The sequence below is a fragment of the Bradyrhizobium sp. USDA 4474 genome (assembly GCF_054057515.1).
Map to the genome: position 1 here is coordinate 42,534 of NZ_JBSRZJ010000001.1, position 12,839 is coordinate 55,372.

11 protein-coding genes are annotated in these 12,839 nt (G+C 61.2%); 10 read left to right on the forward strand and 1 reads right to left on the reverse strand.

Features of this window, described 5'->3' with window-relative positions:
• Positions 1-26 precede the first annotated feature (26 nt).
• From ACVW16_RS00180 to ACVW16_RS00195, 4 genes are all read left to right on the forward strand, one after another.
• Entirely contained in the window at positions 27-257 is a 231-nt protein-coding gene (locus tag ACVW16_RS00180; RefSeq protein ID WP_456705546.1) for a hypothetical protein, read from the forward strand.
• 270 nt (positions 258-527) lie between these two features.
• A complete protein-coding gene (locus ACVW16_RS00185; protein WP_456705458.1) occupies positions 528-689 on the forward strand; it encodes a hypothetical protein in 162 nt (53 codons plus the stop codon).
• Positions 690-974: 285 nt separating this feature from the next.
• Positions 975-1,466: a pyridoxamine 5'-phosphate oxidase family protein gene (locus tag ACVW16_RS00190; RefSeq protein WP_456763844.1), complete on the forward strand. Its 492-nt coding sequence runs from the start codon at positions 975-977 to the stop codon at positions 1,464-1,466.
• Between the two features lie 494 nt (positions 1,467-1,960).
• Positions 1,961-2,266 (forward strand): hypothetical protein, encoded by a 306-nt coding sequence (locus ACVW16_RS00195; protein WP_456705456.1) that lies wholly within the window; start codon positions 1,961-1,963, stop codon positions 2,264-2,266.
• Positions 2,267-2,479: 213 nt separating this feature from the next.
• Here the strand turns inward: ACVW16_RS00195 and ACVW16_RS00200 are convergent, their stop codons facing one another.
• Positions 2,480-3,211 (reverse strand): hypothetical protein, encoded by a 732-nt coding sequence (locus ACVW16_RS00200; RefSeq protein ID WP_456763843.1) that lies wholly within the window; start codon positions 3,209-3,211, stop codon positions 2,480-2,482.
• Between the two features lie 2,857 nt (positions 3,212-6,068).
• Between ACVW16_RS00200 and ACVW16_RS00205 the strand changes: the two genes are divergently transcribed.
• The 6 genes from ACVW16_RS00205 to ACVW16_RS00230 all read left to right on the forward strand — a co-directional run bounded on the left by ACVW16_RS00205 (position 6,069) and on the right by ACVW16_RS00230 (position 12,814).
• Entirely contained in the window at positions 6,069-7,172 is a 1,104-nt protein-coding gene (locus ACVW16_RS00205) for a S1C family serine protease (protein WP_456763842.1), read from the forward strand.
• 231 nt (positions 7,173-7,403) lie between these two features.
• Entirely contained in the window at positions 7,404-8,309 is a 906-nt protein-coding gene (locus ACVW16_RS00210) for a sugar phosphate isomerase/epimerase family protein (protein WP_456802167.1), read from the forward strand.
• A gap of 159 nt (positions 8,310-8,468) precedes the next feature.
• Positions 8,469-9,482, forward strand: coding sequence for a substrate-binding domain-containing protein (locus ACVW16_RS00215; RefSeq protein ID WP_456739185.1), 1,014 nt, complete (start codon positions 8,469-8,471; stop codon positions 9,480-9,482).
• Between the two features lie 10 nt (positions 9,483-9,492).
• Complete coding sequence (locus ACVW16_RS00220; protein ID WP_456739184.1) at positions 9,493-10,938, forward strand: sugar ABC transporter ATP-binding protein; 1,446 nt, start codon at positions 9,493-9,495, stop codon at positions 10,936-10,938.
• Entirely contained in the window at positions 10,935-11,864 is a 930-nt protein-coding gene (locus ACVW16_RS00225; protein ID WP_456739183.1) for an ABC transporter permease, read from the forward strand. The genes ACVW16_RS00220 and ACVW16_RS00225 overlap by 4 nt, the downstream gene beginning before the upstream one ends.
• Positions 11,861-12,814: an ABC transporter permease gene (locus ACVW16_RS00230; RefSeq protein WP_456763840.1), complete on the forward strand. Its 954-nt coding sequence runs from the start codon at positions 11,861-11,863 to the stop codon at positions 12,812-12,814. Before ACVW16_RS00225 ends, ACVW16_RS00230 begins: the two co-directional genes overlap by 4 nt.
• Positions 12,815-12,839: the final 25 nt, after the last annotated feature.

Consider the following 12,839-nt stretch of genomic DNA (forward strand, 5'->3'; position numbering starts at 1 on the left):
TTGCGAAAACGAGCGAGGAGAAGCACATGAAATTGCTGTTTACGGCGGCGTTCGTGGCCGCAATGGCGCTGGCTTCGGCCTCCGGCGCGGACGCAAAGGGCTGCATCAAGGGAGCCATCGTCGGTGGTGTCGCGGGCCACATGGCCGGTCACGGTAAGCTTGGCGCTGCGGCGGGATGCGCGATCGGGCATCATGAAGCCAACAAACAAAAGACTCCGAACGATTCGAATGCGCAGGCGCCCTCCGGGCAGAAGTAGCTACCGCCGAGCGGGACGTCAGGGACGCGCCGGTGGAAGATTCCCTCCCGGTCCGGAGCCACGGCGTAGAGCTCGAAGGCGGCTCGACCTGTGGAAGCCCGAGACCGAGCTGACGGTCGCCGATGGCGGGCGGCGGCGGGAGGTGCGGGTCGAGTCCCTCGGCGAGAGTTGGCCCGCGACATACAAAAAAGGATGCGCCGAAGGACGGCTGACGCACGGGCACCTGCGCAGGAGCCGTGCCCCGCCCTAAGGAAGCGGGCGGGAACTGCAATGGAAGACGAGAAGACCCGATTACTCGCCGAGGCCCAGAGGTGCAGGCGCTTGGCTGCTTCCATCACCGATCCTGAGGTGATCGAGCGGCTCACCGCAATGGCGGAAGAATACGAACGCCGAGCCAGTGCTTCGTCCGATCGGAAGGACGGAAAACCTTGAGTAAGGCCTCCGCTCAGAGGCGCGGTCGGGCGCCCCTGCTGCGAGGCTCACGAACAAAACAGTCCCGCGTCGCTTCTTTGCCGCCTTCTGGAAGACCCGTATAGCCCATCCAGCGCAAATCGTCGCGTTCAATACCGCCGAGCGCTGGTCGCGCGACGTGACGGTATTGCAAGGACGGGAACGGATACCGGCGATGCCGGTTTCTCAGATGCCTGCGCGCGTTGCTATCGCCTCCGCGAATGACCGCACATAGCCGGTTCGGGTCCACGCAGCTTGGTTCCTGTCATGAGCAAGAAAGATCCTATCGACCGGGTCTGGGACATCATCGAAACGGTCGGTGTGTGCATGCTGACCACGCAATTCGGCGGCGGGCTACGCGCGCGACCGCTAGAAGCGAGACCCGACCGCGATGCCGGTGTGATCTTCTTCGTTACGGACATTCATAGTCCCAAGGAGGATGAAATCGAAGCTGCGCCTGACGTCGGTCTCGTCTTCATCAATTCCAGCAGCAACGTCTATCTATCGATCACCGGCCGCGCCTCGGTTGTGCGCGATGCCGAAAGGACCAAGGTGGTGTGGCGCAGGACCGACGAGGTATGGTGGCCCGGCGGCCCCGACGATCCTGACGTATGTTTGTTGCGCGTGGAGCCTGTCACCGCAGAATTGTGGGACGGGCCGGCGAGCTCCGCCGTGGTGGCATTTGAGCTTGCCAAGGCCAGGTTGACCGGCCAGCAGCCGAATCTCGGCGAAAACCGTAAAGTGACGGTCAAGATGTAAGAAGGCCGCAGGGCCAGTGAAGTCGACTTCCTAAAATCTCGTCCCGATTGTTGGGTAGCTTCCGGGATATGACGCGACGCCGTCGGCGGCTTCGTGCTGGCGCTGTGGTTGTCCATCGTCTTCGCATTTCTGGCGGAATAGGGCTCGTGGCGACCACAAAAGCGGGTGCGGAAAGCTCTCAAGGCCGAGGGGCCCCTCAGAGCATAAAGTCGTGATACTGCCACGAGAGGCACGCCCGCGTGGAGAGCGAGCCCGGCTTCGGGCCCAAGTGTCTCCGCGACCTGAGCGGCAGGTTCGGTTAAGCTCATAGAAAATGAACAAAGCCGGTTGCGATACGTCCACGGGCAGTGAGCCCCTCTAACATGGATTAAGGGATTGCCATTTTTTCCCGGTATGTTGTAAATAGAGTCTTCGTGTGAGGATTTCGAGAGAATAGGCTCAGTTCAGTTCCAGATTTCGGAAATACCTTTGCAAAATTTCTGGGGGACATTGCGATGGCAAGGCCTTCGGTTTCCCGTGAAGCCTTTCGAGGGTTGTTCGCTTTTTATGCGGCCAAGGCCCACCATGATCATAACGGTGTGGCTGAAGGCCGGCTCCTCAAGCTGTTCGGATCGAGCGAACACATCCCCGACGGGCTGTTGGAGTTGTGGTCATCGCGGACCGAGCTGATTGGCCCTGAGGCTGTTGGCAACATAGTGTCACCACTCGCTCATCAGATCCTGGACGGCGGCGCACAATATAACCACGCCAGCGACTTCCTTCATCGACTGTTGCGAGAGCTAGACCGAGACGACCACTAACCGCGATTGCGAGTGGCTGCCGCTGGCGTGTGGAAGGTTTCTGACGGTGTTGCCCCACCGCCAGGATTTTCGTTCGACGCTGCGCGTCGAAAACACTGCGGCACGCCGATCGCGGTCTCAAAGCCTCAACCTCGTCCTAGCTATACATTTGTTCGGCTCGAGGTCTCGCCGCCTGCATGGCGCAACGGTGATCCCACCCCGGTGCAGTGCGCCTCAGAAGTGCAATCTGACCGCGTGCCGAAGCGAGCGGCTCGAACTCAAGATGGAGAGCATTCCCAGCATCATCAGTAGTACGCCCAGCCAAGTTGCCGTCCGGCTCGGCGCCTCGTTACGGGCCTCTGCGGTGGGCATAAGCACGTCGATCGGCATAGTCGGCGGTCCGGACGAAGTCAGTGTGTCGTTGGCCGGCGCGGCCGCGAGAAGTTGCTCAACATCGACTTGATCTTGGCTCGACACCGAGAGCGTGGGCCGGGGGCTGTGCTCGGCGATGATGGTCGCCGACGGCAGAGCGGTGGTCGCACTGACATCGGATCCAGCATCGGCAACGTTGACTTCCGGATGAGTCTGCGCGACCGACATTGAGCGCAGCAACTCCGCGCGCGCATCAAGGATTCCGTTCTGCCTGGGCCGCGCGGTCCCGCTCTCGTCCAAACTGGCGATACTCTCTTTGGTCACGCGCCGACGAACGGCCTTCTTCACCTTCGCGATACCCTCGGTCAGGAACCAGCATTTGCGATGCCCGTCCACTCGATAGACCCAATGCTGGCCGTCGGGGGTCGAGTTGCCGGGGCGTCCCACGCATTCCGCTTGTGGAGGAGAGGTCACCGCGGGTGCGGGTTCAGTAGTATTGAAGAGATCCGCAAGAGGATTGGACGACGCAGGCGCGGTCGAAAGAGCTTCAATAAGAACGAAACTGACGAAGTACAATCGCAAATAACCGGACATCGAAAACTCCCGGTGTTGCGCCCCGCCCGCCATGACCCTTCGGGCAGACCTGGGCACCTATGCGGCTCAAATCTGGCGGCGTCATGGATTCATTGTGCTCGTGCCACGAGATCCGGCTCCGAATGCAAGGACGAGCCAGCAGCTCGCGGTTGCAAAGGACAGTCGAACGGTCATGGCGACGAGCTGCTGACGGAGGCCACACATCACGCCGTTGGAGAGCCGATCTACGACTTCAATCGGTATAAGCGCGCGCTCGCTCAGTTTCGGCAGTCTCGTTTGAGGCCAAGCAACGTCGCGCTCGATCGATCTGTGCGTCAGTAGCGCCGTGAGAACGGGCGTACATCTCAGCCACTTGTGCCGAATATTTCGCGACGTAGTATCTGACCTCGCTGCACGAGATGCGCCCCGCGGGCCTGTAGTGACGCGAAGCGAAGGCTTCGGACCCCAGCGGGATCAGCAACAACGCAACAATAGCCACCCGTACGATCATTCTCGGCGTCCCCCGTGCCACTATCTGCTTCGCCAGAGAGCAGGCCTGAATCGCGCACACGACGCAAATTAAGAATCGCGCACTGTTCAAAGGGCTGTGAGACTGTTGCTCCAATGCTTCGGTTGCGCACTGGACAATGAGGTGGAGGTAACGCGATCTGCCGCGAGCTTCCCAACCATGTCGAAGTGGCAAGCTCGGTCATCACCTGAACGCTCTGCGAGCTCGCGACAACTGGCTCCGCCGAAGCGCTCTCATTCGACGGCTCGCCGTGGGGATACGGCTCGTCCTGGTGCCAATCCTTCTCGCCGGAGCGGCTCGTAGGCGACGCTGGACCGTTGTCGCACTCCGCTGCTTTCGCTTGTCTTTCGGATCGGTTTCGCTCCGCAAGTCTGGTCGGCAAAGCTGCAGGTGGCAATCCCCGCGCTCTGCGATCTCGCAGCCGTGGTAGTCCCCTTCTGCCCTTTGGTCGCTGCCCAGCACGCGGGCCGGTCTTATCCCCTGGCAGCCCTTCGCGAGCGACTGCTCTCTTGCACGTGCCGAGTGCGCCGTCTGTTAAGGGTTGGTTTAGTTTCCGGCATGATCATTGGGGACCGCAAGGGACCCGAGCATGCAATTGCACCATGCGAATACCTTGGAAAGGATCGTGACCGTCGCGGATCACGGCAGCGGCGAGGTCGCGACGCGGCCCGTCACTCTCGACCACCTTGATTTCTCGACCTCTACTCGAGATGAGGTCCTCGCGCTTTTGGCGCCAAGCAGTCATTCGATACCCACTAGTTGGCTCGTCCTGGCAGCCTTGGCGGGGGGCTTTGGACTGGGTTGGGCTGCTGCTTGGTATGGTCCTGCAGCTATCTCAGCTCTCAAGCCAATTGCCCAGATGGAAACGGGTTCGCGCCGCATGCCGGACGTAAAGTCAGTCAGTAAGGCTGAAAGCGCCCGAAAGTTTGCATCGGCCGCAATATCAGCCTCGCGGACGCCGCCTGCTTTAGGTCAGCCCTCCACAGTCATCGCTGGCATTGTTCAGAAACCCCTGGCTAAACCGTCGAGTGGAACGCAATCGGCGGAAGCTTCAAGCCTGGCTTCTCCGTCTCTCGACGCGGACGTGTCTGTGACTGGCTCGCTCGCGCCTGCGGGGCCGCTCCTGTCGGTCCCCGAAACAAGACCAGCGACCATTGCGGGTTGGGCAGTCCTCGAGGTTCGCGGCGGAACGGCCGTACTCGAAGGGCCCGATGGGATTCGAATGGCGGCACAGGGCGACGTGGTCCCTGGCATCGGACGAATCGACTCTATCGTGCGTTGGGGTAATCGCTGGATAGTTGCGACAGCGACTGGGCTAATCTCGACGCGATAGTCGTGACCGCTTGGACCGAAAAGAAAGCATGGCTCCAGGCCGTCTTTCACCAACTCAGGCCGGGTAGGGGCAGGCGCGACCTTCTTGCGAAAGCCATTCTCGATGTGATCAGTGGCCTGGGGCTCCCATTCATATCCACCCTACCATTCGGGATCGTCGAAGCTGCCATACTCCCGCACGATGTCCCCATCGGACGCCGGTTCTCGCGAACGATCGTTGGAGTGGGCGGCCTCATGGAGATCAAGTGTTTTGGCGCACCCAGACGTACGGACCGCGAGGCAAAGCCGAGGCCGCAGCTTGATGTGATGCGGACGGAACCGTTAACGCACTTCTGCCTCTCGCGCCGACACCGGCAGCATCATCGGCCAACTCCAGCTCTTCAGCCAGTTCGGATGACGCAGGGCGTAGCTTTTTTGGTGACTCGACCGGCTTACCGACCTGCTTGCTCAGGTTCGCTATTTCTTGGGCGCTGCTGGATTTCCTGTGTTCGATCCGGTAGTTGTCGTTGTCGGCGAAGTGGATTGGTTGGACGCGGTCGTATTGTGCCGGCCTGAGTAGTAGACGCCAGCAGCAATGATGAGGACCACACAGATGGCCAAAACCACCCAGCCTCCTCGGTTGTTCCGTCGATACTGGTTCGCGGGTCTGTTGTCGTTGGGATAAGTCATGTGCAGTTCTCCTAGAGGCAGAAATCGGGGAGAAAAGAAGTGTTCCTATCGGAGGGCACGCCGATCGTCGCGAGTGCGGGCGAAAACGAGGGACGGTAATTCCGTGGCCTCGACGATCGGCCCGCATAGTGTGGCTCGCCAGCTTCCAAGACGCTCCGGAAGGCGGAAGTAGCGCATATATCCACCGAGGCTGAGGGGGGTGTGTTGCTTGCGCTCCAGCATGGCACAGCGGGTGCAGTATTGGGGGGGAGAGGCCCCGGGCGTGCAGCTTCGGCCCCGGGCGTCTGAACGACCACTCGGAACGATTGGGCGCTCCTGTGATTGAGGTGCCGGCAAGGAGGCATACGGGTGCCTATTCGTTTCCTGCGCGTGGTCATCGCCTGGGTGCTGGTATTGGCCACCCTCTGGGTGTTACAGCCCTACCTGTCAGCACTATGGTTTTCTGCCTCCGCTCCTCGCACTGTCACGCCTCGGGCCGACCTCGCTAGAAACGAGCAGGCGACGATTCGTCTCTTCAGGGAAGTATCTCCATCCGTGGTGCACGTATTCGCCCGCGGAAAGCCGAGCACAACGATGTTTTCCGACGATCAGGACAGCGTCGTGCAATCTGGCTCCGGCATCATATGGGATGTCGCCGGACACGTGATTACCAACAATCACGTCATCAGTGGCACGGGCCAGATCGGAGTTCGGCTGACGTCGGGCGAGTTTGTCGGCGCGCATGTTGTGGGTGCCGCTCCAAATTACGACCTCGCCGTTCTTCAGTTGGAGCGGCCAAGATCGGCGTTGCGTCCCATTGCTGTTGGCCGTTCGGCTGACCTGCAGGTCGGGCAAAGCACGTTCGCAATCGGCAACCCTTACGGTCTCGACCAGACTTTGACCTCCGGCATCGTGAGTGCGCTTGGCCGAAAGCTGCCATCGGTCACTGCGCGCGAGGTCAAAGGGATGATTCAGACTGACGCGCCGATCAATCCGGGGAATTCCGGTGGCCCGTTGCTCGACAGCGCCGGACGGCTGATCGGGGTGAACAGCGCCATTCTTTCTGGTTCCGGCGCTTCTGCCGGAATTGGATTCGCCATTCCGGTAGATATCGTCAACCGCGTCGCGGCCGAGTTGATCCGCAATGGTCACGTGCCGTTGGCGGGTATCGGTATCGTCGCTGCCAAGCAAGATGAGGCCACAAGCCTCGGGATCGACGGAGTGATCATTTTGCGCACTCTGCCCGGTTCTCCCGCCGCGCAGGCGGGAATTGAAGGTGTGAGCGAGGAGGGGGTAATCAGGGACATCATAACCGAGGCCAACGGGAAGCCGGTCCACAGCATGGAGGAATTGACCTCGATTCTTGATGATATGGGGATCGGCAAGGAGTTGGAGCTGACCATCGACCGTGCTGGACAAACCCGCACGGTCAAGGTGACCGTCGCGGACATCTCACGGCTGGCCCAGCGATAACGGAATGTCCAGCTCCCGGATTAGCGCTTATCGCCGCCGGCGCTGCGGATGACTGCCGACGTGCTCGCGGGCAAAAGCAGCGAGCCGGTCGTGCTGCTCGACCCGAAACTGATCACTGCCGAGAACCTGAAGGACTGCAACGACTGGACGGCAGCCCGCTAGAGCTGCTCTAAACGTCGCTGCGGTCGCTTCGCTGCGGCTGCACTCAATTTCCAGGCACCGGAGATGATCATGTCGCGCATTGGAATCCACTCTTTCGTCTGGTCGGCCAGTTCGGCGCAAACCGACCTCGAACGGACTTTGGCCAACACCAAGGAGGCCGGCTTTGACCTCATCGAGTTCTCCTATCTCGATCCCGCCAATGTCGATATCGACAGGCTCGCCGGGCGCATTGCTGAGTTGGACCTCGGCGTGGTGATCAGCATCGGTCTGCCGGCTGAAGGTGATATTTCCAGCGCCGACAGCGCGATCGCCGCACGCGGCATTGAAATCCTGAACAGAACCATAGCGCTGACGCGAGATCTCGGTGGCCGGAAGCTCGGCGGCATCCTCTCATCCGCTCATGGACTGCAGACCACGGCGTCCACCCGTGATCAGTGGAATCGCAGCGCGGCGACGCTTGCCGAGGCCGCGGAAAGAGCCAAGGCGGCCGGTGTCACACTCAATCTGGAAATCGTGAATCGCTTCGAAAGCAATCTGCTCAACACCAGCGCACAAGGGCTAGCCTTTATTGAGGACAGCGGCTCTGACAACATCTTCCTTCATCTCGATACCTTCCATATGAACCTGGAGGAGGCCGATATCGGGCTCGCCATCCGCCGTGCCGCGAACAAGATCGGCTACGTCCATATCGGCGAGAGCCATCGTGGCTTCCTCGGCACCGGCAACATCGATTTCGCAGCAGTTTTCGACGCGCTCACGGCGATCGGCTACAAGGACGATCTCAGTTTCGAATCGTTCTCCTCCGAGATCGTCGACGAAAATTTGTCCAGGAAAGCCGCCATCTGGCGCAATCTGTGGACCGACAACATGGAGCTGGCGCGTCATGCTCGTCGGTTCATTGCGCTCGGTTTGGAGACGGCACGGCGGAAGGCAGAGCTCGTTCGCGCGGCGCAACGGCCGCGAAGGCAGCGGTAGCTGCCTGCAGTTCGCGATGCCGCTGGAACGACGCTCGCCCGTGAGGTGTTCACCTCAGCCGGATATAGCGGGTCGAGATTGTCAGCTCGATAAATTATGTTAGCGTGTGCCCCACTCGGCATAAAGAACGAGTGGCCGGATACAATATGGGAGCAGCGCATGAGGAAGACACTTTTTGGCATTGTTTCTGTGGGTCTGCTGGTCGCCGCCAGCGCCGCGGTGGCCGACACCAAGGACAAGAAGATCGCGCTCTCGAACAACTACGCCGGCAATTCGTGGCGTCAGGCGATGTTGAAGAGCTGGGACAAGGTGACGAAGCCCGCCGTTGCCTCCGGCATCGTGGCAGCCGCCGACGCTTACACGACTTCGGAGAACCAGGTCACCGAGCAGGCAGCCCAGATCCAGAACCTCATTCTACAGGGCTACAACGCGATCGTCGTGAATGCCGCCTCTCCCGACGCGCTGAACGGCGTCATCAAGCAGGCCTGTGACGCAGGGATCACGGTGGTGTCGTTTGATGGCATTGTAACCGAGCCATGCGCTTGGCGTGTCGCGGTCGATTTCAAGAAGATGGGGCGCGTCGAGGTCGATTACCTGACCAAGAAGATGCCGGCGGGCGGCAACCTGCTCGAAATTCGCGGTCTTGCCGGCGTGTTCGTGGATGATGCCATTCACTCCGGCATCGAGGACGGTGTCAAAGCCAATCCGCAGTACAAGATCGTCGGATCGGTGCATGGCAACTGGGCGCAGGAAGTGGCGCAGAAGGAGGTCGCGGGCATTCTGCCTTCACTTCCTGAGATCAAGGCGGTCGTCACGCAAGGCGGCGACGGTTATGGGGCGGCGCAAGCGTTTGCTGCGGCCGGACGACCGACCCCACTCATCGTCATGGGCAATCGCCAGGACGAACTGCAATGGTGGAAAGAACAAAAGGACAAGAACGGATACGAGACGATGTCCGTTTCGATTGCGCCGGGGGTCTCGACTCTCGCGTTCTGGGTCGCGCAGATGATCCTCGACGGCAAGCAAGTGCCGAAGGACTTGACGGTACCTTTCCTTCAGATCGACCAAGCAGACCTTGAGAAGTCGCTGGCCACGACGGAGAAGGGCGGTGTCGCCAATGTCGAGTACACAGCCGATGACGCCGCGAAGGTCGTCGCCGGAGCGAGCAAGTAAGATCTGATCCTTGAGCACTGAAGCCATTAGACTGGACGGCGTCGAAAAATCGTTCGGCGCCGTTCGTGCGCTGGCGGGCGTCGATCTCGTGGTCGCCGTCGGCGAATGCCTGGGACTGGTCGGCCACAACGGCGCTGGTAAATCCACCCTGATGCATGTGTTGGCCGGCGCACTGCTGCCTGACGCCGGCAGGTTGACCGTAGGAGGCGCGGAGCCAAAAGCGCAATGGTCGGCCGCCGCCTCGCAAGCGGCGGGCATTCGCTGCGTATTCCAGGAGCTGTCGCTCTGCCCCAATCTTTCAGTCGCAGAGAATGCCCGCATCACGCACGCATCGCTGCGGGGCTTTGGCTGGAAAGGGCGCGCACGCGCGCTGATTTGTGCGAAGCTCGACGAGATTTTTCCCGGACACCGCATCGCTCCCGACGACGAGATCGCGCATCTGCCGATCGGCCAGCGCCAGATGGTCGAGATCGCGCGCGCTTTCACGGTCACGAGGGCGCCGCTACGACTGGTGATCCTGGACGAGCCGACCTCCTCGCTTGATGCGGTCGCCGCCGGCCAGTTGCTGTCTTACATCCGGAAGGAAACGGCGCGCGGTACCGCAATTATTCTGATCTCGCACATCCTCGGTGAGGTGCTTGCGACCTCCGACCGCATCGTCGTGATGAAGGACGGCAAGCAAGTTGCGGCGCGTCCGGCCCCTGCCTTCGATCGCTCATCGCTGATGGCCGCAATGGGCTCGGACCTCAAGGAGGTGGAGGCGAGCGGAGATCGGCGGCAATCCCCTAAAGCTGATTCTGCCGTGGTGGTGCGTGCAAGCCCGCAGCGTGATGGTGGCGGCGAGCTCGTCGTCCGCGAGGGCGAGATCGTAGGGCTTGCCGGCCTTGCCGGGCATGGCCAGACCAGGCTGCTGTTGCAGATTTTCGCGGGCCAGGCCGATATCGACCGGCCGGTGGCCTTCGTTGCCGGCGACCGACAGAGTGAAGGCGTGTTCCACCTTTGGTCCATCGCCGAGAACGTCACGGTCGCTTCGCTGCGTTCTCTCATTCAGCGCGGCTTCATCAACGTGGCTGCCGAGGCGAAGCTGGCGCACGCCTGGCGCGAGCGCATCGGCATTCGGACCTCCGACATGGGCAGGAATATTCTGACCCTGTCCGGAGGGAATCAACAGAAGGTCCTTTTCGCCCGGGCGCTCGCCTCGGACGCCAGGATCATCCTGATGGATGACCCCATGCGCGGCGTCGATATCGGCACCAAGCTGGAAGTCTACGCCATGATCCGCGCCGAGGCCGCCTCGGGCCGCAGCTTCCTGTGGTACACGACAGAGCTCGATGAGCTTACGCATTGTGACAAGGTCTACGTCTTCTGGAATGGAAAGATCTCCGATTCCATCGAGGCTGCCGATTTCTCCGAGCAACGCGTCCTGCGAGCCTCCTTTGCGGAGAGCGGGACATGAAAAACCCACGTTTGCTCCGCGCGGCCTTGCCGTTCCTAACGCTTGCAATCGTGCTCGCGGCCACCTTCTACGTGCAGCCGCGGACTATGAGCTATTTCGGCCTGAACCTTATGCTGCAATATGCCGTTCCGATTGCTCTCGCAACGATCGCGCAGATGTTCATCATCACCGTGAACGATCTGGACCTCTCCATCGGTCCGTTCGTGGGCCTGGTCGGCGTTATTGCCGCGACGGTGCTCAATTCCAACCCCGTTTGGGGTGCCTCGGCGCTCATGGCCTGCGTGCTGGCGTACGGCGTAGTCGGTGCGCTGATCCATGTGCGGAATCTGCCTTCGATTGTGGTGACGTTGGGGCTCTCCTTCGTTTGGCTTGGAATTGCTGTCACGATGCTGCCCTCGCCGGGCGGTAAGGCACCCGCCGTATTGAAGACGATAATGACGGTGCAGACGCCATATGTCCCATTTCCGATCCTTGCGGCGGTTGCGATTGGACTCGTCGTTCACCTTGCGCTCATGACTACAAGCTTTGGCGTGGTCGCGCGCGGCGCCGGGGGCAATCCAAAGGCGCTCGCCCGAGCCGGCTGGTCGATGCTAGGCACCAAAGTCGTCATGTACATGCTCGCCGGCTTGTTTGGGTTGCTGGCCGGATTGGCGCTACTCGGCCTCACGACTTCGGCAGATGCCCATGTCGCCGACCGATATACGCTGTATTCGATTGCCGGCGTCATTCTCGGCGGTGGCGAGTTCATTGGAGGCCGGATCAATCCCATTGGTGCCGTGGCCGGCGCCCTCACGCTGGCGCTGGCGGGCGCCTTCCTGATCTTCCTGCGGATCTCACCCGACTGGCAGATTGGAGCGCAAGGCGCGGTTCTTATCATCGTGCTGGCGCTGCGAGCACTCGCGGGCAGCCGGGAGAAAAGCTCATGAAAGGCCTTCTAAGCCGGCTCGTCGGTCAACCTTGGGTTGGCTCCTTCCTTGCGGCCGGTCTGGTCTGGCTCTTGGCTGTCGTATTCGCCGGAGGACGCGGCGGTGGCGAAATTCTCTCCTCGGCGCTCGCCTTCGCGACGTTCACGGTCATCGTCGGGCTCGGCCAGATGATGGTGATCACCACGGGACCTGGAAACGTCGATTTGTCCATTCCGGCGACGATGACCCTGTCGGGCGTTATCGCGATGAAACTGATGGACTCCGAGAGCGCGCTCATCCTGGTCGGGACCGCAGCCGCGATGGGCGCCAGCTTCTTGGTCGGAGTGGCAAATTACGGCCTGATCCGGCTGCTTCGCATTCCACCGATCATCGCTACGCTCTCCTCGAGCTTTCTCGTGCTATCGACGGCGATCTCCATCGGACGAGGCCTTCGCATCAAGCCGCCGGCACCTCTGGCGGACTTCGCGACGGCCCGGGCCTTCGGCGTCCCGTTCGCGGCGATTGCGGTAGCCGCTCTGGCGGTGATCATCGGCCTGACACTCAAACACACGATCTATGGCCGGACGGTTGCTGCGATCGGGCAGAACGAGCGGGCCGCATGGCTCGCTGGTCTCAACGTCCGTCGCACGCGCTTTGCGACCTACGTGCTCAGTGCAATGCTCGCCGGTCTCTGCGGCATCTTGCAATCGGGGTTTTCAGGCGGCGCTGCGCTGAACATGGGAGACGATTTCCTGCTGGCGTCGATCGCCGTTGTCGTGATCGGCGGAACGTCGGTCGCGGGCGGCCGCGGCAATGTTCCCGGCATCTGGGGCGCCGCGCTGTTCATGTATCTTCTGGTCACGATGCTCAACATCTTCGGAGCGAGCCCCGGCGTGCGCTTGGTCATGACCGGGTTGATTATCATAGCCGTGATTGCGGTCGCGGGCAGCGAGAATCCGAGGCGAGCGTGAGCTCATCTTCCCGGGCGCCGAGGTT